The sequence below is a fragment of the Burkholderia metallica genome (assembly GCF_001718555.1).
GTDB classification, from domain to species: Bacteria; Pseudomonadota; Gammaproteobacteria; order Burkholderiales; family Burkholderiaceae; genus Burkholderia; species Burkholderia metallica.
The window spans coordinates 1,163,944-1,187,666 of sequence record NZ_CP013401.1 but is presented as its reverse complement, the minus strand read 5'-3'; the positions used below and the strand labels follow the sequence as shown (position 1 = coordinate 1,187,666).

The 23,723-nt window shown below is 65.9% G+C and carries 23 protein-coding genes and 4 tRNA genes; 7 read left to right on the top strand and 20 right to left on the bottom strand.

Going from position 1 to position 23,723, the window contains the following annotated elements; translation table 11 throughout:
* The first annotated feature begins 32 nt into the window (after nt 1-32).
* Together WJ16_RS05435 and WJ16_RS05430 are read left to right on the top strand one after the other, a co-directional pair.
* On the top strand, nt 33-950 hold the full coding sequence (locus WJ16_RS05435) for a LysR family transcriptional regulator (RefSeq protein ID WP_069256168.1): 918 nt from the start codon (nt 33-35) through the stop codon (nt 948-950).
* A gap of 122 nt (nt 951-1,072) precedes the next feature.
* Entirely contained in the window at nt 1,073-1,576 is a 504-nt protein-coding gene (locus tag WJ16_RS05430; RefSeq protein WP_069256167.1) for a GAF domain-containing protein, read from the top strand.
* 153 nt (nt 1,577-1,729) lie between these two features.
* Here the strand turns inward: WJ16_RS05430 and map are convergent, their stop codons facing one another.
* On the bottom strand, nt 1,730-2,536 hold the full coding sequence (gene map / locus WJ16_RS05425; RefSeq protein WP_069256166.1) for a type I methionyl aminopeptidase: 807 nt from the start codon (nt 2,534-2,536) through the stop codon (nt 1,730-1,732).
* Nucleotides 2,536-2,772: a ParD-like family protein gene (locus WJ16_RS05420; RefSeq protein WP_021163089.1), complete on the bottom strand. Its 237-nt coding sequence runs from the start codon at nt 2,770-2,772 to the stop codon at nt 2,536-2,538. Before WJ16_RS05420 ends, map begins: the two co-directional genes overlap by 1 nt.
* 148 nt (nt 2,773-2,920) lie before the next feature.
* On the opposite strand from WJ16_RS05420, the gene WJ16_RS05415 reads away from it, so the two are divergent.
* Both WJ16_RS05415 and WJ16_RS05410 read left to right on the top strand, forming a co-directional pair.
* Nucleotides 2,921-3,541 carry a helix-turn-helix domain-containing protein gene (locus WJ16_RS05415; RefSeq protein ID WP_069256165.1) on the top strand — a complete coding sequence of 207 codons (621 nt, stop codon included), beginning with the start codon at nt 2,921-2,923 and terminating at the stop codon, nt 3,539-3,541.
* Nucleotides 3,542-3,603: 62 nt separating this feature from the next.
* The gene (locus WJ16_RS05410; protein ID WP_069256164.1) at nt 3,604-4,152 is read left to right on the top strand and encodes a GNAT family N-acetyltransferase; all 549 of its coding nucleotides are present in this window, start codon (nt 3,604-3,606) and stop codon (nt 4,150-4,152) included.
* A gap of 67 nt (nt 4,153-4,219) precedes the next feature.
* On the opposite strand, the gene WJ16_RS05405 is transcribed toward WJ16_RS05410, so the two are convergent.
* From WJ16_RS05405 to uvrC, 7 genes are all read right to left on the bottom strand, one after another.
* Nucleotides 4,220-4,834: a chymotrypsin family serine protease gene (locus WJ16_RS05405; protein ID WP_069256163.1), complete on the bottom strand. Its 615-nt coding sequence runs from the start codon at nt 4,832-4,834 to the stop codon at nt 4,220-4,222.
* A gap of 498 nt (nt 4,835-5,332) precedes the next feature.
* A tRNA-Cys gene (locus WJ16_RS05400) sits at nt 5,333-5,406 on the bottom strand.
* Between the two features lie 99 nt (nt 5,407-5,505).
* Nucleotides 5,506-5,581: transfer RNA gene (locus tag WJ16_RS05395), tRNA-Gly, on the bottom strand.
* A gap of 51 nt (nt 5,582-5,632) precedes the next feature.
* Nucleotides 5,633-5,708 (bottom strand) — tRNA-Gly (locus WJ16_RS05390).
* A 53-nt stretch (nt 5,709-5,761) separates the two neighbouring features.
* Nucleotides 5,762-5,837: transfer RNA gene (locus tag WJ16_RS05385), tRNA-Gly, on the bottom strand.
* 145 nt (nt 5,838-5,982) lie between these two features.
* Nucleotides 5,983-6,570 carry a CDP-diacylglycerol--glycerol-3-phosphate 3-phosphatidyltransferase gene (gene pgsA, locus WJ16_RS05380; protein WP_034186518.1) on the bottom strand — a complete coding sequence of 196 codons (588 nt, stop codon included), beginning with the start codon at nt 6,568-6,570 and terminating at the stop codon, nt 5,983-5,985.
* A gap of 90 nt (nt 6,571-6,660) precedes the next feature.
* Nucleotides 6,661-8,718, bottom strand: a complete 2,058-nt coding sequence (uvrC, locus tag WJ16_RS05375; RefSeq protein WP_069256162.1) for an excinuclease ABC subunit UvrC — start codon at nt 8,716-8,718, stop codon at nt 6,661-6,663.
* A 75-nt stretch (nt 8,719-8,793) separates the two neighbouring features.
* On the opposite strand from uvrC, the gene earP reads away from it, so the two are divergent.
* From earP to WJ16_RS05360, 3 genes are all read left to right on the top strand, one after another.
* Nucleotides 8,794-9,987 (top strand): elongation factor P maturation arginine rhamnosyltransferase EarP, encoded by a 1,194-nt coding sequence (gene earP, locus WJ16_RS05370; protein ID WP_069256161.1) that lies wholly within the window; start codon nt 8,794-8,796, stop codon nt 9,985-9,987.
* Between the two features lie 127 nt (nt 9,988-10,114).
* Nucleotides 10,115-10,672 (top strand): elongation factor P, encoded by a 558-nt coding sequence (efp, locus tag WJ16_RS05365; RefSeq protein ID WP_011351421.1) that lies wholly within the window; start codon nt 10,115-10,117, stop codon nt 10,670-10,672.
* Nucleotides 10,673-10,941: 269 nt separating this feature from the next.
* Nucleotides 10,942-12,327, top strand: coding sequence for a sigma-54-dependent transcriptional regulator (locus WJ16_RS05360; RefSeq protein ID WP_069256160.1), 1,386 nt, complete (start codon nt 10,942-10,944; stop codon nt 12,325-12,327).
* Nucleotides 12,328-12,522: 195 nt separating this feature from the next.
* On the opposite strand, the gene nagZ is transcribed toward WJ16_RS05360, so the two are convergent.
* The 11 genes from nagZ to WJ16_RS05305 form a co-directional block, all read right to left on the bottom strand.
* Nucleotides 12,523-13,551 carry a beta-N-acetylhexosaminidase gene (nagZ, locus tag WJ16_RS05355; RefSeq protein ID WP_069256159.1) on the bottom strand — a complete coding sequence of 343 codons (1,029 nt, stop codon included), beginning with the start codon at nt 13,549-13,551 and terminating at the stop codon, nt 12,523-12,525.
* A 16-nt stretch (nt 13,552-13,567) separates the two neighbouring features.
* A complete protein-coding gene (gene acpS / locus WJ16_RS05350) occupies nt 13,568-13,996 on the bottom strand; it encodes a holo-ACP synthase (RefSeq protein ID WP_069256158.1) in 429 nt (142 codons plus the stop codon).
* A 72-nt stretch (nt 13,997-14,068) separates the two neighbouring features.
* Entirely contained in the window at nt 14,069-14,845 is a 777-nt protein-coding gene (gene pdxJ, locus WJ16_RS05345; RefSeq protein WP_031400031.1) for a pyridoxine 5'-phosphate synthase, read from the bottom strand.
* Nucleotides 14,842-15,678 (bottom strand): DNA repair protein RecO, encoded by an 837-nt coding sequence (gene recO / locus WJ16_RS05340; protein ID WP_069256157.1) that lies wholly within the window; start codon nt 15,676-15,678, stop codon nt 14,842-14,844. The genes pdxJ and recO overlap by 4 nt, the downstream gene beginning before the upstream one ends.
* Nucleotides 15,665-16,564: a GTPase Era gene (gene era / locus WJ16_RS05335; RefSeq protein WP_069256156.1), complete on the bottom strand. Its 900-nt coding sequence runs from the start codon at nt 16,562-16,564 to the stop codon at nt 15,665-15,667. The genes recO and era overlap by 14 nt, the downstream gene beginning before the upstream one ends.
* A gap of 60 nt (nt 16,565-16,624) precedes the next feature.
* Nucleotides 16,625-17,854, bottom strand: a complete 1,230-nt coding sequence (gene rnc / locus WJ16_RS05330) for a ribonuclease III (protein ID WP_069256155.1) — start codon at nt 17,852-17,854, stop codon at nt 16,625-16,627.
* Between the two features lie 153 nt (nt 17,855-18,007).
* Nucleotides 18,008-18,901 carry a signal peptidase I gene (gene lepB, locus WJ16_RS05325; RefSeq protein WP_069256154.1) on the bottom strand — a complete coding sequence of 298 codons (894 nt, stop codon included), beginning with the start codon at nt 18,899-18,901 and terminating at the stop codon, nt 18,008-18,010.
* Between the two features lie 16 nt (nt 18,902-18,917).
* Nucleotides 18,918-20,711 (bottom strand): translation elongation factor 4, encoded by a 1,794-nt coding sequence (gene lepA, locus WJ16_RS05320; protein WP_069256153.1) that lies wholly within the window; start codon nt 20,709-20,711, stop codon nt 18,918-18,920.
* 196 nt (nt 20,712-20,907) lie between these two features.
* Nucleotides 20,908-21,144, bottom strand: coding sequence for a glutaredoxin family protein (locus WJ16_RS05315; protein WP_069256152.1), 237 nt, complete (start codon nt 21,142-21,144; stop codon nt 20,908-20,910).
* 7 nt (nt 21,145-21,151) lie between these two features.
* A complete protein-coding gene (locus tag WJ16_RS05310; protein WP_069256151.1) occupies nt 21,152-22,654 on the bottom strand; it encodes a DegQ family serine endoprotease in 1,503 nt (500 codons plus the stop codon).
* A 15-nt stretch (nt 22,655-22,669) separates the two neighbouring features.
* Nucleotides 22,670-23,722 (bottom strand): MucB/RseB C-terminal domain-containing protein, encoded by a 1,053-nt coding sequence (locus WJ16_RS05305; protein WP_069256150.1) that lies wholly within the window; start codon nt 23,720-23,722, stop codon nt 22,670-22,672.
* Nucleotide 23,723: the final 1 nt, after the last annotated feature.

The window sequence follows — 23,723 nt, the reverse complement described above, 5'->3', positions numbered from 1 at the left end:
GACTGCCGAAATCGCACTCAGCGTTCCATTTCATGAACGATAAAGCGCGGGATCTGAACGATCTCTACTACTTCGTGCAGGTCGTCGAACACGGCGGCTTCGCACCGGCCGGGCGTGCGCTGGACATGCCGAAATCGAAGCTGAGCCGCCGCATCGCGCTGCTCGAGGCGCGGCTCGGGATGCGGCTGATCCAGCGCTCGACGCGCCGCTTCACGGTTACCGACGTCGGCCAGACCTATTACGCGCATTGCCGCGCGATGCTCGTCGAAGCCGATGCGGCCGACGAGGCGATCGCGCTGCTGCACGAGGAGCCGCGCGGCATCGTGCGCGTCAGTTGCCCGATCGTGCTGCTCGATTCGCTGGTCGGCACGATGATCGCCGGCTTCATGGCCGCGTGTCCGCGCGTCGAAATCCATCTGGAAGCGACCAACCGGCGCGTCGACGTGGTCGGCGAAGGGATCGACGTCGCGATCCGCGTGCGCCCGCCGCCGCTCGAGGACAGCGATCTCGCGCTGCGCGTGCTGGCCGAGCGCGGCCAGTGCCTCGTCGCGAGCCCCGCGCTGCTGCGCGAGCAGGGCGCGCCGGCCGTGCCCGCCGATCTCGCGCGCCTGCCGAGCCTCGATCACGGCGCCCCGCAGTCCGCGCACGTGTGGCGACTGCGCGGGCCCGACGGCGCGCATGCGGAAATCCATCACCAGCCGCGCTTCGTGACGGGCGGCATGCTCGCGTTGCGTGCGGCGGCGATCGCGGGCGTCGGCATCGTGCAGTTACCGACGATGATGGTGCGCGACGAAGTGGCGCGCGGCGAACTGGCGATCGTGCTGCCCGACTGGGCGCCGCGACGCGAGATCGTGCATGCGGTGTTCGCGTCCCGTCGCGGGCTGCTGCCCGCAGTGCGCGCGCTGCTCGATTTTCTGGCGGAGCGGTTCGCCGAACTCGAACCCGATTGAGCGTGCCGCTTCGTGCATGACCGTGCATGACCGCGCGTGTCCGGGCGCTGCAAACCGCGCGTGCGTGCCGTAAACTGCGGTACGCGCATCGCGCATTCCCCAACCCTGATCGCATTCCCGCCATGTTCACGCTGTCCAACGACCCCACCGCCTCCAAGGCCGATCAATACGCGACGCTCGTCGAGCAGGCGCGCGCGCTCGTCGAGTCCGAACGCGACCTGACCGCGAACGCGGCCAACTTCGCCGCATTGGTGTACCACTCGCTCGACCGTCTCAACTGGGCCGGCTTCTACTTCTTCGACGGCACCGAACTCGTGGTCGGGCCGTTCCAGGGCAAGCCCGCCTGCGTGCGGATCGCGCTCGGCAAGGGTGTGTGCGGTACGGCCGCGCAGACGCGCGAGACGCAGGTCGTGCGCGACGTGCATGACTTCCCCGGCCATATCGCGTGCGACGCGGCATCGGAATCGGAAATCGTCGTGCCGCTGGTGGCCGCCGACGGCACGCTGATCGGCGTGTGGGATGTCGACAGTCCGGTCGCCGCGCGCTTCGACGAGGCAGATCGCGAGGGGATGGAAGCGCTGTGCCGCGTGTTCATCGAACACGCATGGCAGAAGACGCGCAGTTAAACGGCGGCCAGGCCACGCCCATCCATCGGGCAACCGGTCGCCGCGTTCGCATGTGAATCGCGCCTCACGACCGCGAACGAAAACGAAACGGGCCCCGCAAAGAGGCTCGTTTCACTGTGCCGCCGCCCCGCCCTTCGCGGCGCACGGCCGGTATCAGGCGGCGTGCGTGCCGGACAACGCCGCAAACGCCTGCGGCTTCGCGTCCTCGGTCAGCACCTCGAAGCCCGTTTCCGTCACCACGACCATGTGCTCCCATTGCGCCGACAGCGAATGGTCCTTCGTGACGACCGTCCAGCCGTCCGCGAGCATGCGCGTGTCGCGCTTGCCCGCGTTGAGCATCGGCTCGATCGTGAAGATCATCCCCGGCCGCAGCGGCACGCCGGTGCCCGGGCGGCCGTAGTGAAGCACCTGCGGCTCGTCGTGATAGACATCGCCGATGCCGTGCCCGCAGTATTCGCGCACCACGCTGAATCCTTCGCGATGCGCAACTTGCTGGATCGCGTAGCCGACGTCGCCGAGCGTTGCGCCCGGCCGCACCGCGCGGATGCCCGCGTGCATCGCCTCATAGGTCGTCGCAACCAGCCGCCGTGCGAGCTCGTTCGGCTCGCCGACGAAATACATGCGGCTCGTATCGCCGAACCAGCCGTCCTTGATCACCGCGATGTCGAGGTTCACGATGTCGCCGTCGCGCAACGGTCGCGACGTCGGAATGCCGTGACACACCACGTGGTTGACCGACGTGCACAGCGTTTTCGGATAGCCGTGGTAGCCGATGTTCGCGGGAATCGCGCCGAGCACGTCGACGATGTATTCGCGGCAGCGTGCGTCCAGTTCGTCGGTGGAGACGCCCGGCTTCACGTGCTCGGTGATCATCGTCAGCACCTGCGAAGCGAGCTTCGCGGCTTCGCGCGACTTGGCGATTTCCGCGGCGCCGCGGATCGGGATGTCTCGCTTCGCCATTACGCCACCTGCTCGATGCCGTGTTCGACCGGTTCCGCCGGCCCCGCGTCGCCGCCCCGCGCTTCGGCCTCGATCAGCATCCGGCAGATGTCGCCGTACGACAGCGCCGGATTGAGTTCCGCCAGCATGCCGACGCGCAGCCAGTGTTCGGCCTGCGCGTTGATCGAGCGGCTCAGCGCCGTGCTGGTCGAGCGCAGCCGCTCGTGCATGTGCTCGGAAATCTTGATGATGCCCATATATCCCCAATTAAACGAAACGTAGTCGATTCGTATATTACGCCGCGCGCGCCCGTCGGGCAAGCCGTCCGGACTTCGCCGAGCTATCGGCCGGCGGCGACCCCTGCCGTTGACATCGAATTCCAGTTTGCTGGAAAATATCTCCATCATGAAAGAATCAGCAGTCGCCACGGCCGACGACACCGGCATCAACGAACGCATCGCCCGACGCGTGCGCGACCTGCGCGCCGTTCGAGGCTACACGCTCGACGCGCTGGCCGCGCGCTCGGGCGTCAGCCGTTCGATGATCTCGCTCATCGAACGCGCGTCGGCCAGCCCGACGGCCGTCGTGCTCGACAAGCTCGCGGCCGGGCTCGGCGTGTCGCTGGCCGGACTGTTCGGCGGCGACCGGGACGACACGCCCGCGCAGCCGCTGGCACGCCGCGCGCAGCAGGCCGAATGGCGCGATCCGGCATCCGGCTATGTGCGGCGCAACCTGTCGCCTGCCGGGTGGCCGTCGCCGATTCAGCTCGTGGAAGTGGATTTCCCGCCCGGTGCGCGTGTCGCGTACGACAGCGGCGGACGCGAAAACGCGCTGCACCAGCAGGTTTGGGTCGTCAGCGGCCGTGTCGACGTCACGTACGGCGATACGCTCCACGAACTTCACGAAGGCGACTGTCTGGCGATGCGGCTCGACCAGCCGCTGATTTTCAGCAACCCGTCCTCTCATGCCGCGCACTATGCCGTCGTGATCTGCGATGCGTCCGCCGCCGGCGTGCGGAACCCTTGATGAACGCGTCGTCGCAGCAGCCGTGCGCGCGACCGATTGACTACCCATTGGAAGGAGCCCGCATGAATGCCCCGAAACCGCTCGACGACGTGCGCCTGATCGATTGCAGCGAGGCCGAGCATGCGCCGGCCATCCTGGAGATCCTGAACGACGCGATCGCGAACTCGACCGCGCTGTACGACTACAAGCCGCGTCCGCCGGAAGCGATGGTCGCGTGGTTCGCGGCGAAGCGCGCGGGCGGCTTCCCGGTCATCGGCGCGGTCGACGCGGCGGGCACGCTGCTCGGCTTTGCGAGCTGGGGCACGTTCCGTGCGTTTCCCGCGTTCAAGTACACGGTCGAACACAGCGTGTACGTGCATCGCGACCAGCGCGGCCGCGGGCTTGGCGAGGTGCTGCTGCGCGAAGTGGTCCGGCGCGCGCGGGAAGCGCAGGTGCACGTGGTGGTCGGCTGTATCGATGCGACCAATGCGGGAAGCATCGCACTGCATACGAAGCTCGGATTCGTGTACTCGGGCACAATCACGCAGGCAGGATTCAAGTTCGGCCGGTGGCTCGACGCGGCGTTCTATCAGTTGACGCTCGAAACGCCGGCGCAGCCGGTGGATGGTTGAGCGGAAATCTCAACATTGCATTGCCGAATCCCGTTCGAGAATCTCGCTTCATGCGCCGCCTGCCGGACTAATCCCAATTCAAGTTCTCGAACGGCGTGAACCATCCATACGTTTTTTTGTTGACCACGACTCGCCCTCCGTACACACCGTAACAGACATCTTTGTCCTTTCCTTTTCCCACCACGGGGGCGCCGCTGTCGCCCGGTTGCGTCTGAGCATCTCCGTCCAGATTGAGCAGGACGACGTGCTCAACTCTGTCGTTAGTATCCGGCACCGTGATATCCACATCCGGCTCTGCAACCGAGCAATTCACGAGACCGGAGAATGCCCCCTGCAACCATAAACGCTGGTCTTTTATGGGGCGAACGTTTGAACCGAACTCCACCTTCTTTTTACCGCTGTCCGTCCATATCTCATTGGGCGTTGCATCGACGCCAGACAATACGTTCACGATAGCGATATCCTGCTTGTCCTCGAGGAAGTTGTCGCGCAGAACGCCCGCCTGATTTGCGTCGTCCGGCTGCCCCACCTTTTGATCCTTTTTTCCAAATACATGGCCCGCCGTCACAAAGCACAGGTCGCCTTCATATGTCACAACCAGGCCTAAAGTGCCAATCTTGCTCTCGGTCACAATTTTGATGCCGCCGACCAGCGGACGGACTTTGAGATTGTTTGCCGGCATTACGGGCTCCACTGACGAGTAAACAAATCGATTGATGATTACCGAATACCTGTCAATAACGATGGAAAACGACTTTTGTGAATGTTGATACTGGATCTTAGGACAGCAAAGACGGATTCGACATGTCTCGCGAGATTTGCGCGACTGACGCGCGGTGCCAGCGAATAATCGGCGGCGCGGTAGAGGATTGACGGGGCTTCGGCGATCCGCTCCTCCGCAGGTTTTCTGTTCGTCACGGCGTGGTCGACTCGCTGCTCAGGCGAGCAACGTGCGCATCGGCCCCTCTTCGGCTTGGAACGTCAGGAAAAGCGGCTTTGGAAGAAGCTTCGAACGTCGAATAATGTATTCCCACGTTCGAGCGGGTCGTAATGACCTGGTGTCGCCATGCGCTGCCGAGAGCCGAGAGCCGGGCGCCATGCGACCGACGGGCCGACTCGGACGTGATCGGCGCACAAAAAGAAAAAGCCCCGCCGAAGCGGGGCTTTTTCTTTTCCTACCTGGAGGCGCGAGCCGGAGTCGAACCGGCCTAAACGGCTTTGCAGGCCGCTGCATAACCGCTTTGCTATCGCGCCAAAAGCGGACTGTCCGGATGCCGTGAGGCAAGCGACAGATTTTTATTCGAGGACCACAGGTCCATCAAATAAAAAGGGAAGCGTGGCTTCCCCATGACTTGGAGCGGGAGACGAGTCTCGAACTCGCGACCTCAACCTTGGCAAGGTTGCGCTCTACCAACTGAGCTACTCCCGCATTGTCCTGCACCTGCAGCGCTTCGCCGTACAACACGCTGCCAGAAAAATCTGGAGCGGGAGACGAGTCTCGAACTCGCGACCTCAACCTTGGCAAGGTTGCGCTCTACCAACTGAGCTACTCCCGCATGTGTCCTGCATCTGCAGCGCTTTGCCGTACAACGCGCTGCCAGAAAAAATCTGGAGCGGGAGACGAGTCTCGAACTCGCGACCTCAACCTTGGCAAGGTTGCGCTCTACCAACTGAGCTACTCCCGCGTATTGCTACGCTACTGCGTCCCCGTCACACGCTTACTTCGTCGTGCAGCGGAGAAGCGAGATTATGTCGAAGGCACTTTCGTGTGTCAAGGGCTTTTCGAGCCCTTTTTCCAAAAAACCTGCTCTGCCGGCTACGCGGCGCGGCTCACGCGCCGCCGCGCTCGCGAATTTGCGGCCACGCGAGCTTCATGTAGTACAGCATCGACCAAATCGTCAGCACCGCAGCGAGATACATCAGCCATTCGCCCCACACGCGCGTGTCGATCGTCACGACGCCGAGCGGCAGCGGCCCGTAGAACAGCAGCATCGGAATCGCGACCATCTGGCATGCGGTCTTGAACTTGCCGAGCTGGTTCACCGCAACGCTCTTCGATGCGCCAATCTGCGCCATCCACTCGCGCAGCGCCGAAATCGCGATTTCGCGGCCGACGATCACGAGCGCGATCGCCGCGTCGACCCGCGAAATCTGTACGAGGATCAGCAGCGCGGCCGTCACCATCAGCTTGTCCGCCACCGGATCGAGAAATGCGCCGAACGACGACGTCTGGTTCCACTTGCGGGCGAGATAGCCGTCGAACCAGTCGGTCAGCGCCGCGAGGATGAAGATCGCCGCCGCCGCGAGATTGCGGTGCGCGCCGCCCATCACCGTGTCCGGCAGGTAGAACACGCCGACGACGAGCGGAATCAGCACGATCCGTACCCACGTCAGGAAAATCGGGAAATTGAACGGCATGGCTTGCGGGACAGTAAAGGATTCGCAATTGTGCCGTGTCGACCGGCCAGCCACAAGAACGCTGGCAACGCAGCCGGCCGCACGGCCGCGTCAGTGAAGCTGCTTGTAGATCTGCTCGGCGAGCGCGTGCGAGATGCCCTCGACGCTCGCCAGTTCCTCGACACTCGCGGCCACCACGCCGCGCAACCCGCCGAACCGCGCGAGCAGCCGCTGCCGGCGCTTCGCGCCGACGCCTTCGAGTTCCTCGAGCCGCGACGTCTGGCGCGCCTTCGCCCGCTTGGCGCGCATGCCGGTGATCGCGAACCGGTGCGCCTCGTCGCGGATCTGCGCGACGAGCATCAGCGCGGCGCTTTCCTTGCCGAGTTCGAGCGGCGGGCGGCCGTCCGCGAACACGAGCGTCTCGAGGCCGACCTTGCGCCCCTCGCCTTTCGCGACGCCGACCAGCATCGACGTATCGAGGCCAAGCTCGGTAAACACCTGTCGGGCGATTTCGACCTGCCCCTTGCCGCCGTCGATCAGCACGATGTTCGGCAGCAGGCTCGACGCCTCGGCCTCGCGCGTCGACTCGCCGTCGATGCCGGCCGCTGCGTCGGCGGCGGCCGCCTGCGCGGCCTGTTCGACCATCTTCTCGTAGCGGCGCGTGAGCACCTGGCGCATCGCCGCGTAATCGTCGCCCGGCGTGATCCCGGTGATGTTGTAGCGGCGGTAATCTCCCGACTGCATCTTGTGATGGTGATAGACGACGCACGACGCCTGCGTCGCCTCGCCCATCGTGTGGCTGATGTCGAAGCATTCGATCCGCAGCGTCGCGAGATCGTCGCTGTCGTAGCCGAGCGTGTCCGCGAGCGCGCGCGTGCGCGCCTGCTGCGAGCCCTGCTCGGACAGCAGCCGCATCAGCGCGATCTGCGCATTCTGTTCGGCCATCGACAGCCACGCGCGCCGCTGCCCCTGCGGCTGCCGCACCAGCGACACCTTGTGGCCGGCCTGCTCGGACAGCAGCTCGAGCAGGTCGCGGCTCGCGGGCGCATGGCTCACGACCAGCACCGGCGGCACGCGATTGCCGAGATAGTGCTGCGCGATGAACGCGTCGAGCACCTCGGCTTCGACCGACGCCGCCTTCTCACGCGCGCCGCCGGTTTCTTCCACGGGCTGGTCCGGCAACGCATCGGCGCTCATGCCGGCCGTGTCGGCCGTGTCGGCCGTATCGGGCGCCTCCGCCAACTCCGCGTCGTCGCCGAGACCGCCCTCGGCGAGCGTCAGCGCGCTTTCGACATGCGTCGGGAAATACGCCTTGTCGCCGAGATGCCGGCCGCCGCGCACCATCGCGAGGTTCACGCACACGCGCCCGCCCTGTGCGACGACGGCGAGAATGTCGACGTCGCTGTCGCTGCCGACCTCGATCGCCTGCTGGTGCAGCACCGTCGCGAGCGAGCTCATCTGGTTGCGCACGGCCGCCGCCTGCTCGAATTTCAGCTCGGCCGCGAACGCGTGCATCTTCTGCTCGAGCTCCTTCATCACTTCGGACTGCCGGCCGAGCAGGAAACGCGCGGCGTTCGACACATCGATCGCGTAATCCTCGTCGGAGATCGCGCCGACGCACGGCGCCGTGCAACGCCCGATCTGGTGCAGCAGGCACGGCCGCGTGCGGTTGTTGAAGACCGAATCCTCGCAGGTGCGCAACTGGAACACGCGCTGCAGGATCTGGATGCTCTCGCGCACGGCCCACGCGCTCGGGAACGGCCCGAAATACTGGTTCTGCTTGTCGACCGAGCCGCGGTAGTAGGCCATCCGCGGGAAACGGTGCGCGGTGAGCTTCAGGTACGGATACGACTTGTCGTCGCGAAACAGGATGTTGTAGCGCGGCGCGAGCGCCTTGATCAGGTTGTTCTCGAGCAGCAGCGCTTCGGCCTCCGAACGCGTGACGGTTGTCTCGATGCGTGCGATGCGCGTGACCATCATCGCGATGCGCGGCGACAGCTGCGTCTTCGTGAAATAGCTCGACACGCGCTTCTTCAGGTCGCGTGCCTTGCCGACGTAGAGCACGGCGCCCGCCGCGTCGTAATAGCGATAGACGCCCGGCATGTGCGGCAACTGCGCAAGGATCTTCTTCGGTTCGAACGGGGTATCGGGAGCTTCAGGGGATGTCATGCGTGATCCGGGCGCCTTGTAACGCGGAACGGGTCCATTAGAATCGCCAGTTTAGAGCATTCACCGCCCGCTTCGATGCCCCGCACCACCGCTGCCCCCCTGCCCGCCGAGCCGCTCGCGCCGGGCGAACCGATCGCCTGCGACCTCTTCTGCACGGTGATCGACAATTTCGGCGACATCGGCGTCTGCTGGCGCGTCGCGCGCCAGCTCGCGCACGAGCACGGCTGGCAGGTTCGCCTGTTCATCGACGATCTCCGCACGTTCGCGCGCCTGCTGCCCGGGGTCGATCCCGACGCGGCGCGGCAGACGGTCGATGCGATCGTGATCGAACATTGGCACGCGGAAGTCGGCGACGCGCTGGAGATCGCCGACGTCGTGATCGAAGCGTTCGCGTGCGAGCTGCCCGGCGCGTATCTCGCGGCGATGGCACGCCGCGCGCGTCGCCCCGTATGGATCAACCTCGAATACCTGAGCGCCGAAGACTGGGTCGCCGACTTCCATCTGCGGCCGTCGCCGCATCCGCGCTACCCGCTGCTGAAGACGTTTTTCTTTCCCGGTCTGTCGGCCGGCACCGGCGGCGTGCCAAAGGAGCGCGACCTCGATGCGCGCCGCACGGCCTTCGAAACCGATGCGGCGGCGCGCGATGCATGGTGGCGGCGCGCGACCGGCGGCCCACCGCCGGCGCCCGGCACGACGGTCGTCAGCCTGTTCGCGTACGAAAATCCGGCCGTCGACGCGCTGCTCGCCCAGTGGCGCGACGGCCCGTCGCCGGTCGTCGCGCTCGTGCCGACCGGCCGCGTATCGCCCGCCGTCGCGCGTTTTTTCGGGGTCGAGTCGTTCGACGCGGGCACGCACGCGCGCAGCGGCAACCTGTCGGCGCACGGGCTCGCGTTCGTCCCCCAGGCCGACTACGATCCGTTGCTGTGGGCCGCGGACGTCAATTTCGTGCGCGGCGAGGATTCGTTCGTCCGGGCGCAGTGGGCACGCAAACCGTTCGTGTGGCACATCTACCCGCAGGCCGACGACGTGCACCTGCCGAAGCTCGACGCCGCGCTCGCGCACCTGTCGGCCGGCCTCGCCGCCGCGCCGCGCGCGGCGCTCGAGCGGTTCTGGCACGCGTGGAACGGCGCCGGCACGCCCGACTGGGCCGATTTCTGGCAGCACCGCGCCGCACTGGACGCCAACGCGGCCCGCTGGGCCGATGCGCTCGCGGCCGTCGGCGATCTCGCCGGAAAGCTGGCGGAATACGCAAAATCTCAGTTAAAATAAGCGGTTATCCGACGGCTGACCAGGCAAGCGCTCGCTTTTGGCGTCCACCGGACCGGACCGCTTGCGCCGTCAGCCGTTGTGCAACGCTCAGGCACCTATTTATTTGATTTGATCAGGACAGTTTTTTATGAAAACCGCACAGGAACTCCGCGTAGGCAACGTCGTGCAGATCGGCAGCGATGCATGGGTTATCGCCAAGGCCGAATACAACAAGTCGGGCCGTAACTCCGCCGTCGTCAAGATGAAGATGAAGAACCTGCTGACGAACGCCGGCCAGGAAGCGGTCTACAAGGCCGACGACAAGTTCGACGTCGTCGTGCTCGATCGCAAGGAAGTGACGTATTCGTACTTCGCCGACCCGATGTACGTGTTCATGGACGCCGACTACAACCAGTTCGAAGTCGAAGCGGAAATGATGGGCGAAGCGCTGAACTACCTCGAAGACGGCATGGCTTGCGAAGTCGTGTTCTACAACGAGAAGGCGATCTCGGTCGAACTGCCGACGGTCCTGGTTCGCGAAATCACCTACACGGAACCGGCAGTCAAGGGCGACACGTCGTCGGGCAAGGTGCTGAAGAACGCGAAGCTCGCAACGGGCTTCGAGCTGCAAGTGCCGCTGTTCTGCAACACCGGCGACAAGATCGAAATCGATACGCGTACGAACGAATACCGCAGCCGCGCGTAATCGCCAGCACGATCCGCATCGAACAAAGCGCCCTTCGGGGCGCTTTTTGTTTGTCCGGCGCCAACAAGCGGCCTCGGGCTGCTCTCAGCTGGAGCACAAAAGCCACCGGTAAAGATATTCAATTTGTATCATCGGTAACTGTTTTATAGCGCCGGAAAAATAATGGTCGTTACGCGTTCGGCGGGGCATAAAATCAGTTTTTAATCTGACATGCGGCTGCGGCCCCGCCGGCCGACAGCCCGCCTCTCTTGACTCGACCTGCGTCCACCATGCCACACGCCCTGATTGTCGAAGACGATCCCAACAGTCTGTCCGGCCTCACCGCGCTGCTCGCCGCGGACGGCTTCTCGGTCGACACGGCCACGTCGCTCGCCGAAGCTCGCACGGCGCTTGGCCGGTCGATTCCCGACGTCGTTCTCGTCGACCTGAACCTGCCGGACGGCAGCGGGTTCGACCTGCTCCAGCACCTGCCGCAGCAGCAGCCGAACGGCTCGCTGCCCGTCATCGTGCTGACGGGCAACGCGACGGTCGAGAGCGCGATCGAGGGCCTGCGTCACGGTATTTGGGACTACCTGCTGAAGCCGATCAACATTCCGCGTCTGCGCAGCCTGCTCGCGCGGATCCCGCGCCCGTACGAGCTGATCGACGAAGTGCAGTCGTTGCGCGCATCGCTGCGCCATCTCGGCCGCTTCGGCGCGCTGGTCGGCCGCAGCGACGCGATGCAGCACGTGTACGACATGATCGAGCACAACGCACGCACCGAAACGGCCGTGCTGTTCTCGGGCGAAGCCGGTACCGGCAAGAAGCTGGCCGCGCGCACGCTGCACGACCTGAGCCGGCGCCGCAAGGGGCCGTTCGTGTCGTGCGACTGCCGGACGATCGCGCAGGCCGGCCGGCACGGCGCATCGCTCGACAGCGTGCTGTTCGGCCATGAGCGCGGCGCGTTCGACGGGGCCGAGCGCCGCGAATCGGGCCTGTTCGAACAGGCGGGCGGCGGCACGCTGTTCCTCGACGAAATCACCGCGCTGCCGCTCGTGCTGCAGGAAGCGCTGCTGCAGGCGCTCGATTCGCAGAACTTCATGCGGATCGGCGGCACGAGCTCGATTGCGAGCGACTTCCGGCTGATTGCGACCACGCGCCGCCCGGCGCGCGAAGCGGTCGCGAACGGCACGCTGCGCGAGGATCTGTGGTTGCGCCTCGATGCGGCGTCGATCACGATGCCGCCGCTGCGCGAGCGCGACGGCGACGCGCTCGCGATCGCTGATGCGCTGATCGACGAACTGAATCGCGAAGCGCGCGCAACCGGTCGCAGCACGACCGACAAGCGCGCGGCGCCAGGCTTCGTGCGCGAGTGCGTGTCCTACGAATGGCCGGGCAACGTGCGCGAGCTGCAGGAGCGCGTGCGCTTCGCCTACGACGCATCGGGCGATTTCATCGAGACGCTGCGCGCGGGCGAGCCGAGCTTCTCGGCCGGCGCCGCGCTGAACGGCAGCAGCGTGCAGATCAAGGTCGGGACGCCGCTGTCCGACGTCGAGGATCTGCTGATCCGCGCGACGCTCGACGCGGTCGGCGGTACGCGTCACCGTGCGGCAACGCTGCTCGGCATCAGCCCGAAGACGCTGTACAACAAGCTGCAGCGGATGAAGGTGAACTGAGCGGGCGGCGATGCGCGCAGGCGCTGGCAGGGCTCGACCGTTAGTTGCGTCGAGATTCGCGTGGCCGGTCTGCTCGATTTCCGCGACTGCCCGGTCCGCGCCGGCAGTCACGCATAAAAAAGCCGCGCAGTTGCGCGGCTTTTCGTTTCGACGTCCTGAAGGGCGCATCCCGCGCCCTCTCCTCGCCGGCTCAGCTTATGCCAGTGCGCTGCTCAACAGCGCCTGCGCCCGCAGATACTCGGGCTGCGCGATCAGCTTGTCCCACTTGAGCGCCTTGCCGCGGGCGCGCATCCGCTTGATGCGCCGTACCGACTCGTCCGTCGCCCGCGCCTTCAGCCCGTTCAGCACGACTTCGGCCGCGTCCGGCTGGTTGCAGACGAGCACCATGTCGCACCCGGCCGCGAGCGCGGCGTCGGCCGCCTGCGTGAGCGTGCCGCCTTCGCGCGCGGCCTCCATCGACAGGTCGTCGCTGAAGATCGCGCCGGTGAAGCCGAGCCGCCCGCGCAGGATGTCCTGCAGCCAGACGCGCGAGAACCCGGCCGGGCGCTTGTCGACCTGCGTGTAGATCACGTGGGCGGGGATCACCGCGGACAACGACAGGCCGAGCCAGTCGTAAGGCGCGACGTCGTGCTTGAGAATCGTGTCGAGCGGGCGGTCGTCGGTCGGCAGCGCGACGTGCGAATCGGCCTCCGCGAAACCGTGCCCCGGGAAATGCTTGCCGCAGTTCGCCATGCCGGCGAGCGACAGCCCGTGGTTCAGGCTCTTCGCGAGCAGCGTGACGACGCGCGGATCGCGATGGAACGCACGATCGCCGATCACTTTCGAATGCCCGTAGTCGAGGTCAAGCACGGGCGTGAAGCTCATGTCGATCCCGCACGCACGCAATTCGGCCGCCAGGATGTAGCCGACGGCCGTTGCGACCTTCGTCGCGAGCAGCACGTCGCGATCCCACAGCTCGCCGAGGCGGCGCATCGCGGGCAGCACCGTGAAGCCGTCGGTGCGGAAACGCTGCACTCGGCCGCCTTCGTGATCCACGGCGATCAGGATGTCTTCGCGCACCGCGCGGATCGAGTCGGTCAGCGCGGTCAGTTGCGCACGGTTCTGGAAGTGCCGCGCGAACAGGATCACGCCGCCGGTATTCGGATGCGCGAGGCGCCGCGCATCGTCGCGCGACAGGGCCGTGCCGACGACGTCGAGCATGACCGGGCCGGGAGTCGTTTTCATCGAATCGGAAATTCCGTCAGGAGGGGGTTCGGGAAACAGGTGCGGGCGCGGCGTCCGTCTCGGCGATCACGAACGACACCGCGTAGTCGCGCTCGTCGCTGACCGTCACGCGCGCCGTGATGCCGCGGGCGGCCAGCCAGTCGGCCAGCTCGCCCGACGCGACCACGTACGGCTCGCCGCTCGGATGGTTGAGGGTTTGCAGCGCACGCCACGTCATCGGCCAGTGCATGCCGAGCCCGACCGCCTTCGAGAACGCTTCCTTCGCGGAAAAGCGCGTCGCGAGGAACGCGATGCCGCGCGCCTCGGAGCGGGCGCGCCGTGCATGGAACACGCGCAGCTCGTCGGGGCCCAGCACCTTCTCGGCGAACCGGCCGCCGGTGCGTTCGAGCACGGCCGCGATGCGGCTCACCTGGGCGATGTCGGTACCGATGCCGTAGATCGCCATGTCAGTACGCACCGGTGCGACCCGGCGAAGCCGGGCCCGTCATCACGCGCGACGCGCGGCGGTATTGCATCTTCAGCGCGCGCCGCCGTGCAGCGCGGCCACGCGTGCGGCGACCATGATCGCCTTCATCTCGCGCACCGCGTTGTCCCAGCCCGCGAAGATCGCGTGCGCGACGATCGCGTGGCCAATGTTCAGCTCGACGATGCCGTCGATCGCGGCGATCTGCTGCACGTTCGTGTAATGCAGGCCATGGCCCGCGTTGACCTTCAGGCCGAGCTGCGCACCGGCCTGCACGCCCGCGACGATACGCTCGTATTCGCGCTGCTGTTCGGCTTCGTCGTGCGCTTCGGCGTAACGGCCCGTATGCAGCTCGATCACCGGCGCGCCCGCTTCGTGCGCGGCGCGGATCTGCGTTTCGTCCGGATCGATGAACAGCGACACGCGCACGCCCACGTCGGCCAGTTGCTTGCAGGCCGCACGTACGGCCTCGAAGTGGCCGGCGACATCGAGACCGCCTTCGGTCGTCAGCTCCTCGCGCTTCTCGGGCACCAGACACGCGTCGTGCGGGCGCACTTCGCATGCGATGTCGAGCATCTCGGCCGTCACCGCGCATTCGAGGTTCATCCGCGTCTTCAGCAGCGGGCGCAGCTTGCGCACATCCGCATCGACGATGTGACGACGATCCTCGCGCAGATGCAGCGTGATCGCATCCGCGCCGGCTTCCTCGGCGGCGAGCGCCGCGCGGATCGGATCGGGATAGGTCGTGCCGCGCGCATTGCGCAGCGTCGCGACGTGGTCGATGTTCACGCCGAGGTCGATGGCGGTGGGCGTTGTCAGGAAGAAGCTCATAGGTTTTGCAGGTCGATCAGGATCTGACGCGTGGCAAGCGGCGTGCCGCCGAGATAGGTGTTCAGCAGGAAGCGCATCAGCGTCTTGCTTTGCGCAACCGTCTGGGCTCGATGGTAATCGTCCTGCTCCATGTCGAGCAACGTCTGGCCCGAAATGACCGGCCAGTGCGACGGGACGTCGTCGTCCGCATTGCGCACGCCGCGCTCGGGATCGAACACGTAGCGACGCTCGGGCTCGACCGCCCGACGCGCGACCGTGCGGTTCAGCGCCATCGCATAACCGGTCTCGCGCAGCAGCACGCGCTCGAACGAGCGCAGCACCTGCACCGCGGGCTCGCCGTGCGCGAGGCGCGTGAGGGTCAGCACGTAATGATTGAAGAGCGGCGGCTGGGGATCCTCGCGCGCGCAGAATTTCACGAGCAGCTCGTTCGCATAGAAACCGCAGAGCAACCCGTCGCCGCCGAGCGGCAACATGCCGCCGACCCACTCGGCGCCCGTCAGCGTGCGCACCTCGGATTTGCCCGACCAGGACAGCAGCAGCGGCTGAAACGTCTGCAGCACGCCGCGCAGCGCGGAATGCGGGCGCTTCGCACCCTTCGCGACGAGCGCGAGCCGGCCGTGATCGCGCGTCAGCACGTCGACGATCAGGCTCGTTTCGCGATACGGGTAACTGTGCAGCACGAACGCCGGCTGCTCGGCGACGCGGAAATCGGACGTGCGAGACGTCGCGCGCCGCGCCTTGCGCGGCGGTTCGGGCGGTGCCGGCAGCGGCGCGTCGTTCGCGCCGGCCGTCACCGCGTCTTCGGTCGACGTCAGCGCGTCATTCGTACCCATAGGCACGCAGCCCCGCCTCGTTGTCGGCCCAGCCGCTCTTCACCTTCACGAAGGTCTCGAGGTACACGGGGCCGTCGAACAGCTTCTCCATATCCATCCGCGCTTCGGTGCTGATCTGCTTGAGCTTCTCGCCTTTCTTGCCGATCACCATCGCCTTGTGCGAATCGCGCTCGACGAGGATCGTCGCGAAGATGCGCTTCAGGCGCCCTTCCTCCTCGAACTTGTCGATCAGCACGGTGCTCGTGTACGGCAGTTCGTCGCCGGTCCAGCGGAACACCTTCTCGCGCAGGATTTCGGCCGCGAGAAAGCGCGAGCTGCGGTCGGTCAGCTCGTCCTCGCCGTAGATCGGCTCGCCTTCCGGCAGGTACGGCTTGATCGTGTCCAGCAGGCGCTTGATGTCTTCCGGGCGCTGCGCCGACAGCGGCACGAGCTCGGTGAATTCGCGCAGCGTGCTCATCTGCTGCATGAACGGGAACAACGTCGCCTTGTCGGTCACGCGGTCGATCTTGTTCGCGATCAGCAGCGTCGGCATGCCGGGCGGGATCAGGTCGAGCACCTTCTGGTCGTCGGGCCCGAAGCGGCCCGCCTCGATCACGAACAGGATCACGTCGACCGACGTGAGCGTCGACGTGACCGCGCGGTTCAGCGAGCGGTTCAGCGCGGTGCTGTGGCGGGTCTGGAAGCCGGGCGTGTCGACGAACACGAATTGCGCGTCGTCGAACGTATTGATGCCGGTAATGCGGTGGCGGGTCGTCTGCGCCTTGCGCGACGTGATGCTGATCTTCTGGCCGACGAGTGCGTTCATCAACGTCGACTTGCCGACGTTCGGGCGGCCCACGATCGCGATCATGCCGCAACGGAAACCGGTAGGAGCGGGAGTGTTCATATCGTTTGGGAGACAGGTTCGGAAACGGCCGCGCGGCGCGCGGCACGATCGATGGGCAATTCAGTGGTCGGCATCGGCCACGCGCGCCTGCGCGGCAGCGAGGCTCGCGCCGCCCTGCGGCGTCTCGGCATCCGGCGCCGCCGCATCGCGTGTGCGCGCAGCCGCGCGGGAAGCGGGGTCAGTGCCAGCGGAAGACTTGTCGGCGGACGACGCGGCCGGCTCGGCTGGCTGGCCCGCCGGCTTGTCGGCCGCACGCGCAGCGGGCACGGCTTCAGCAGGTTTCTCCGCGGACTTGTCGGATCGCTCGGCCGGCTTGTCGGCAGCCTTGTCGGCCGCCGGCTTCGCTGCCCGCTCGCCCTTTTCCGCCGTCGCGTCGACATGCGCCGCGCGAATCGCGGCCATCGGCGCAACGGCCGGTTCGGCAGCGCTCGCAGCGCCGGCCGCGGGCACCGCGCCGGCCGCCGCCCGCGCGTCGCGCGCCGCCGCGCGCTCCTTGCGCTCCGGCGAGCGCAGGTCGAGCGCTTCCTGCACGCCCTTCACGCCCGGCACGATTTCGGGTTCGACGTGCTTCGAGCCGCGCGCGTTTTTCGAGCGCTTCGGTTTCGTGGCCAGCATCGGCGCGGCCGCCATCACTTCGTCGAGCGCCTTCTTCGCGGCGGCCTGCTCGGCTGCGCGCCGGCTCGCACCGGAGCCCGACACCTTCACGTCGAGCTTCGGCACCGTGCATTCGACTTCGAATTGCTGATTGTGCGCCGCACCATGCGTCGCGACCACCGTATAGGTCGGCAGCGCGATCTTGTGCCCCTGCAAATATTCCTGCAGCAGCGTCTTCGCGTCCTTGCCGAGCGTACGCGGATCGATATGGTCGAGAATCGGGATATAGAGGCGCTTGATGACCCCCTGGGCGGCTTCGAAGCCGCCATCGAGGAACACCGCCCCGATGATGGCTTCGAACGCGTCCGCGAGGATCGATGGCCGGCGGAACCCGCCGCTGCGCAGCTCGCCCTCGCCCAGCCGCAGCCCGTCCGAGATATTCAGGGCCTGAGCAATTTCGTACAGCGACTGCTGTTTGACGAGATTGGCGCGCACGCGCGACAGGTCGCCTTCGTCCAGCTTGCTGAAACGCTGGAACAAAAGGGCGGCCACCGCGCAATTCAGAACGGAATCGCCGAGAAACTCGAGCCGTTCGTTGTGCGTGGCACTGTGACTACGATGGGTCAAAGCCTGGCGCAACAATTCCGCATTGCGAAATTCGTAGCGCAGCCGGCTTTCCAACTGGGATAAGGGCATGTGCAGGAGTATAACGCGGGCGCCGGTCGGGCCGAAACGGCACGGCCGGACGCGAAAAGGCGTGACGAGGCGGTGTTACCGCCGGTTCTTAAAGTAGTTCGGCAATACGCGACGCGGCCCGTGCATCGCGTATTGCGAGTGAGTCGACCGCGATCAGTTGAAGGAACCGATGCGCTTCAGGTCGCTGAAGTTCATCCAGATGAAGAACGCACGGCCGACGATGTTCTGGTCCGGCACGAAACCCCAGTAGCGGCTGTCCGCACTGTTGTCGCGGTTGTCGCCCATCATGAAGTAGTGGCCGGGCGGCACCTTGCAGATCACGCCGCGGCTGTTGTACGTGCAGTTGTCGCGATACGGATAGTCATATGCGCCCATCACGAACGGCGGCACGGCCGGATTGTTGAGGATCGCATTCTTCTTGTTGCCGATCGTTTCCTCGAACTGCTTCGCGTAATTCTGGCGCTCGTCGTCGAAGAAATCGGGCAGCGGCGTTTCGGGCACCGGCTGGCCGTTGATCGTGAGCTGCTTGTCCTGATACGCGACGGTATCGCCCGGCAGGCCGATCACGCGCTTGATGTAGTCGACCGACTCGTCCTTCGGATAGCGAAACACGACGACGTCGCCACGCGACAGCGGGCTGCCCTGCGTGATCTTCGTGTTCGTGACCGGCAGGCGCAGCCCGTATTCGAACTTGTTGACGAGGATGAAGTCGCCGACGAGCAGCGTCGGCACCATCGAGCCCGACGGAATCTTGAACGGCTCGACGACGAACGAGCGCACGACGAAGACGGCGAGGATCACCGGGAAGAAGCTCGCGGTGTACTCGAGCCACCACGGCTGGCGCAGCTTCTCGTCGCGCAGCTTCGAACGCGTCTGCACCGCATTTTCATCCGCGAAACGCTTGTCGATGCGCGACTGCTGACGGTCGAACTCGTCGACCGCCAAGTCGGCCGCCTTGCGTCGCCGCGGCAGGAACACCAGTTTGTCCAGCACCCACGCTACGCCCGTCACGATGACGAGCACAAAAAGAATCAGCGCAAAATTCATAAAAGGATCAGTCCTGTTATTTGTCTTCGACGCGCAAGATCGCAAGGAACGCTTCCTGCGGGATCTCGACCGAACCCACCTGCTTCATCCGTTTCTTGCCTTCTTTCTGCTTCTCGAGCAGTTTCTTCTTCCGCGTGATGTCGCCGCCGTAGCACTTCGCGAGCACGTTCTTGCGCAGCGCCTTGATGTTCTCGCGCGCGACGATGTGCGCGCCGATCGCAGCCTGGATCGCCACGTCGTACATCTGGCGCGGGATGATCTCGCGCATCTTCGCGGCGACTTCGCGGCCGCGGTACTGCGACTGCGAGCGGTGCACGATGATCGACAGCGCATCGACCTTGTCGCCGTTGATCAGCATGTCGACCTTCACGACGTCCGACGAACGGTATTCCTTGAACTCGTAGTCCATCGACGCATAGCCGCGCGACACCGACTTCAGGCGATCGAAGAAGTCGAGCACGATCTCGGCCATCGGGATCTCGTACGTAAGCTGCACCTGGCGGCCGTGATACTGCATGTTGATCTGCGAGCCGCGCTTCTGCTCGCACAGCGTGATCACGGAGCCTACGTAATCCTGCGGCATGTACAGGTTCACGGTGACGATCGGCTCGCGGACTTCGGCGATGCGACCCGGCTCCGGCATCTTCGCCGGGTTCTCGACCATGATCGTCGAGCCGTCGCTCTGCACGACCTCGTAGACGACCGTCGGCGCGGTCGTGATGAGATCCATGTCGAACTCGCGCTCGAGCCGCTCCTGCACGATTTCCATGTGCAGCAGCCCGAGGAAGCCGCAGCGGAAACCGAACCCGAGTGCCTGCGACACTTCCGGCTCGTACTGAAGCGACGCGTCGTTCAGCTTCAGCTTCTCGAGCGATTCGCGCAGCGCGTCGTACTGGTTCGCCTCGACCGGATACAGCCCCGCGAACACCTGCGGCTTCACTTCCTTGAAGCCCGGCAGCGGTTCGGCAGCGGCCTTGTTCGCATGCGTGACGGTGTCGCCGACCTTCGCGGCCGTCAGTTCCTTGATGCCGGCGATGATGAAGCCCACCTGCCCCGCCGACAGCGACTCGAGATTGCGCGACTTCGGCGTGAACACGCCGACGTGCTCGACCGGATACTGCGCGCCGGTCGCCATCATCTTGATCTTGTCCTTCGGGCGCAGCGTGCCGTTGACGATGCGCACGAGCATCACGACGCCGACGTAGTTGTCGAACCACGAATCGATGATGAGCGCCTGCAGCGGTGCGGCCGGATCGCCCTTCGGCGGCGGCACCTTCGCGATCAGCGACTCGAGCACGTCCTCGACGCCGAGGCCCGTCTTCGCGCTGCAACGCGTCGCGTCGGTCGCGTCGATGCCGATCACGTCCTCGATCTCCTCGATCGCGTTCTCGGGGTTCGCGGCCGGCAGGTCGATCTTGTTCAGCACCGGCACGACTTCGACGCCGAGCTCGATGGCCGTGTAGCAGTTCGCGACAGTCTGCGCCTCGACACCCTGGCTCGCGTCGACCACGAGCAGTGCGCCTTCGCACGCGGACAGCGAGCGGCTGACCTCGTACGAAAAGTCGACGTGCCCCGGCGTATCGATCAGGTTGAGGTTGTAGACCTTGCCGTCGCGGGCGCGATACGACAATGCTGCCGTCTGCGCCTTGATCGTGATGCCGCGCTCGCGCTCGATATCCATCGAGTCGAGCACCTGCGCTTCCATTTCACGGTCTGCGAGGCCGCCGCATACCTGGATGATGCGATCCGCGAGCGTCGACTTGCCATGGTCGATGTGCGCGATGATCGAGAAATTGCGAATATGATCCATTCAGTGCCGATCAAGCGAAAAAGGCGCGCTCGACGACTGCGGAGCACGCCTTGTAAGTCGGTGAAAAAACGGCTTATTTTAGCCGAAAAGGCCTAGGACGGGCGGGATTTCGGACGCCGCGCCGTGCAGCGGCCCGCCGCGGGCGTCTGCCCCGGTCACCCGTTGCGAAGCGAAGCCGGCCAGCGGCGCGCGCCGCTCAACGCCGGGCTGCCAGTACGGCGCGCACCCGGGCGCCGTCGAACCGGTGACGGCACACTTCCGCGCCGTCCAGCAGCAGCACGGGCACGTCCTCGTCGTAGCGGGCGACGAGTGCCGCATCGGTGTCGATGTCGACATATTCGACCGCGACACCGAATTCGGCCGCCACCGGCGCCAGTGCGTCGCGCATGTCGTCGCACAGGTGGCACCAGCCGCGGCCGTAGAGCGTGAACATCGGCGCGTTACTTCTGGCGCGGCCGCACGGGCACGAACTGCGTATTGTCGCCACGCCGCACGAGCACCGCGACCGCCTTCTGCGGATCGAGCTGCGCGGTCACGTCGGCGAACTGCTTCGCGTTCGTGATGTCGGTGTCGCCCACACGCAGCACGATGTCGCCGCGCTGCAGGCCCGCACGGGCGGCCGGGCCGTCGACGCCGTCGACCTGCACGCCGTTCTTCAGCTTCAGCGTCTTCATCTGCTCCGCCGTCAGGTCGCTGACCGTCAGACCGAGCGAATTGGCCTGGCGCGGCTTCTGCGGCGCGTTCTTGCGCTGCTCGGCCTTCGCGGTCGTTTCCGACGGCGTCTCCGCGATCGTAATCGGCAAATCGCGAGCCTGGCCCTTACGCCACACGCTGACCGTCGCCTTCGTGCCGGGCTTCGTGTCGCCGACCATGCGCGGCAGATCCGACGCCGCCTCGACCGGACGGCCGTTGAACTTCAGGATGATGTCGCCCGGCTGGATGCCCGCCTTGTCGGCCGGACCACCCGGCTCGACGCTGCTGACGAGCGCGCCTTCGGCCTTCGGCAGCCCGATCGAATCGGCCACGTCCTTCGTCACTTCGCCGATCGCCACCGCGATCCGGCCGCGCGTGACCTTGCCCGTCGCCTTCAGCTGGTCGGCCACGCGCATCGCCTCGTCGATCGGAATCGCGAACGAGATGCCCATGAAGCCGCCGGTACGGCTGTAGATCTGCGAGTTGATGCCGATCACCTCGCCCTGCATGTTGATCAGCGGGCCGCCCGAGTTGCCGGGGTTCACCGCGACGTCGGTCTGGATGAACGGCAGGTAATCGCCCGTGTTGCGGCTCTTCGAGCTGACGATGCCGGCCGTCACCGTGTTGTCGAGGCCGAACGGCGAACCGATCGCGACGACCCACTCGCCGACGCGCACCTTGTTCGAATCGCCGATCGCGACGACCGGCAGGTTCGATGCCTGGATCTTGACGACCGCGACGTCCGTGCGATCGTCGACGCCGATCAGCTTCGCCTTGAATTCGCGCTTGTCGGTCAGCGTCACGTAGATGGTGTCCGCATCGTCGACGACGTGCGCATTGGTCATCACGTAGCCGTCGGCCGACACGATGAACCCGGAACCGACACCGCGATTCTGCTCGGTATCGGGCGGATTGTCCGGCGCCGGCGCGTTCTTCGGGTTGCCGCCGCCATTGCCGCTACCGTTGCCGGGCGCCTGCGGCAGCGGAATGCCGAAGAAGCGCCGGAAGAATTCCGACATGTCGCCGTTGTCGAAGCCCGGCGGGAGCATCCCGCGCGGGCCACTGCTCGTCGGCACGTTGGCGGTGGTCCGGATGTTCACGACGGCCGGCCCGACCTTCTCGACCAGGTCGGCGAAGTCGGGCAGGCTGGCAGCGGGAGCCGTCACCGCGAACGCGGCATGCGGCACGAGCGGCAGGCAGGCAGACAGCGTCGCCGCCACGAGCCATTTGCGCAGCGTGAGTTTCATCATGTGGAAGCCGTAGCGTTACTTGGAAGCCTTGTATTCTATGGCAGACGCGAACTGCTGCAACGTGGCCGGCGGCACTTCGCCGAGCACGGTGATCCAGTAGTCGCCGCGGCGCTTGACGAGCACGTTCGTCGCGCCGGTGCTGCCCGCGCCTTCCTTGCGCGTATTCTTTTCGGCCGGCTCGATGAAGACCGAGATCGTCGCGAGACCGTCGGTGAAGACGGCCTGATCGACCGGAATCGGCGGCTCGCCCGCGTCGCGCGCAGCCATCGGGCGGCGCACTTCACGAATCTTCTGGAAGCCGGCGACACCCGGCGCGAGCTGCCAGCCCTGCGCTTCCATGTCGACCGTCGCGACCGGCGGCCGCACGACCGTCCAGCCGTTCAGGTTGCGCATGCCGGCCGCGATCGCGGCCTTGTCGCCCCCCGCACCGCCCGTCTGCAATTGCGAGAACGCGATTTGCTCGAGCACGTGATCGTTCGCGTCGAGCGTCTGCGAGCGCAGCAAGAGCCCCGTGCGCGCGTCGGCCCACAGCTTGTACGTGAAGCGGTATGCATCCTTCGGCACGAGCTCGACGACCTGCGCGTCGATCCCGGCCACGCGGTCCTTGCCGAGCGACTTCGCGTCGTAGACGGACATCACGTGTTCGCCGCTCGCACCGAGCAGCGACGGGAACGAATCGCGCGTCTGACGGCGCTCGACCACGCACAGCTTGCGCTCGGGCACGAACGTGTACAGCTCGTCGTTGTGACGCAGCAGCTTGCGCGGCTTGCCGTCGAGCGTCTCGATGCGCTCGAACTCGCCTTCGCGGGACGCGACGTGCGCGATGCGCGACGACTGCACGTACCCGCCGCGCTGGTAGACGAACGTGCCTTCGTAAGTCTGCTGCTGCGCCGCCTGCTGGACGCGGTCGAGCCAGTCGGCGGCACCCTTGCGGGTCGCGACGGGATCGTCCGGTTGCTGGGCGCCGGCAGGAAGGGATTGAACGGACAACAGGGCGGCTGCGCAAAGCAGGAGGGCCGGCAGCCGCTTCCATCCGGAGATGGCGTGATTCAACTGCAATGTCCGCATC

Coding starts and splice junctions, on each gene's coding strand:
- WJ16_RS05420 (WP_021163089.1), bottom strand. CDS start 2,772: ATGGGCATCATCAAGATTTCCGAGCACATGCACGAGCGGCTGCGCTCG.
- recO (WP_069256157.1), bottom strand. CDS start 15,678: ATGGGTACGAATGACGCGCTGACGTCGACCGAAGACGCGGTGACGGCC.
- WJ16_RS05310 (WP_069256151.1), bottom strand. CDS start 22,654: ATGATGAAACTCACGCTGCGCAAATGGCTCGTGGCGGCGACGCTGTCT.
- WJ16_RS05360 (WP_069256160.1), top strand. CDS start 10,942: ATGCCACACGCCCTGATTGTCGAAGACGATCCCAACAGTCTGTCCGGC.
- pdxJ (WP_031400031.1), bottom strand. CDS start 14,845: ATGAGCTTCTTCCTGACAACGCCCACCGCCATCGACCTCGGCGTGAAC.
- lepB (WP_069256154.1), bottom strand. CDS start 18,901: ATGAATTTTGCGCTGATTCTTTTTGTGCTCGTCATCGTGACGGGCGTA.
- WJ16_RS05305 (WP_069256150.1), bottom strand. CDS start 23,722: ATGCGGACATTGCAGTTGAATCACGCCATCTCCGGATGGAAGCGGCTG.
- uvrC (WP_069256162.1), bottom strand. CDS start 8,718: ATGACATCCCCTGAAGCTCCCGATACCCCGTTCGAACCGAAGAAGATC.
- WJ16_RS05415 (WP_069256165.1), top strand. CDS start 2,921: ATGAAAGAATCAGCAGTCGCCACGGCCGACGACACCGGCATCAACGAA.
- rnc (WP_069256155.1), bottom strand. CDS start 17,854: ATGCCCTTATCCCAGTTGGAAAGCCGGCTGCGCTACGAATTTCGCAAT.
- acpS (WP_069256158.1), bottom strand. CDS start 13,996: ATGGCGATCTACGGCATCGGTACCGACATCGCCCAGGTGAGCCGCATC.
- efp (WP_011351421.1), top strand. CDS start 10,115: ATGAAAACCGCACAGGAACTCCGCGTAGGCAACGTCGTGCAGATCGGC.
- era (WP_069256156.1), bottom strand. CDS start 16,564: ATGAACACTCCCGCTCCTACCGGTTTCCGTTGCGGCATGATCGCGATC.
- WJ16_RS05405 (WP_069256163.1), bottom strand. CDS start 4,834: ATGCCGGCAAACAATCTCAAAGTCCGTCCGCTGGTCGGCGGCATCAAA.
- pgsA (WP_034186518.1), bottom strand. CDS start 6,570: ATGCCGTTCAATTTCCCGATTTTCCTGACGTGGGTACGGATCGTGCTG.
- nagZ (WP_069256159.1), bottom strand. CDS start 13,551: ATGAAAACGACTCCCGGCCCGGTCATGCTCGACGTCGTCGGCACGGCC.
- WJ16_RS05430 (WP_069256167.1), top strand. CDS start 1,073: ATGTTCACGCTGTCCAACGACCCCACCGCCTCCAAGGCCGATCAATAC.
- WJ16_RS05435 (WP_069256168.1), top strand. CDS start 33: ATGAACGATAAAGCGCGGGATCTGAACGATCTCTACTACTTCGTGCAG.
- earP (WP_069256161.1), top strand. CDS start 8,794: ATGCCCCGCACCACCGCTGCCCCCCTGCCCGCCGAGCCGCTCGCGCCG.
- WJ16_RS05410 (WP_069256164.1), top strand. CDS start 3,604: ATGAATGCCCCGAAACCGCTCGACGACGTGCGCCTGATCGATTGCAGC.
- lepA (WP_069256153.1), bottom strand. CDS start 20,711: ATGGATCATATTCGCAATTTCTCGATCATCGCGCACATCGACCATGGC.
- WJ16_RS05315 (WP_069256152.1), bottom strand. CDS start 21,144: ATGTTCACGCTCTACGGCCGCGGCTGGTGCCACCTGTGCGACGACATG.
- map (WP_069256166.1), bottom strand. CDS start 2,536: ATGGCGAAGCGAGACATCCCGATCCGCGGCGCCGCGGAAATCGCCAAG.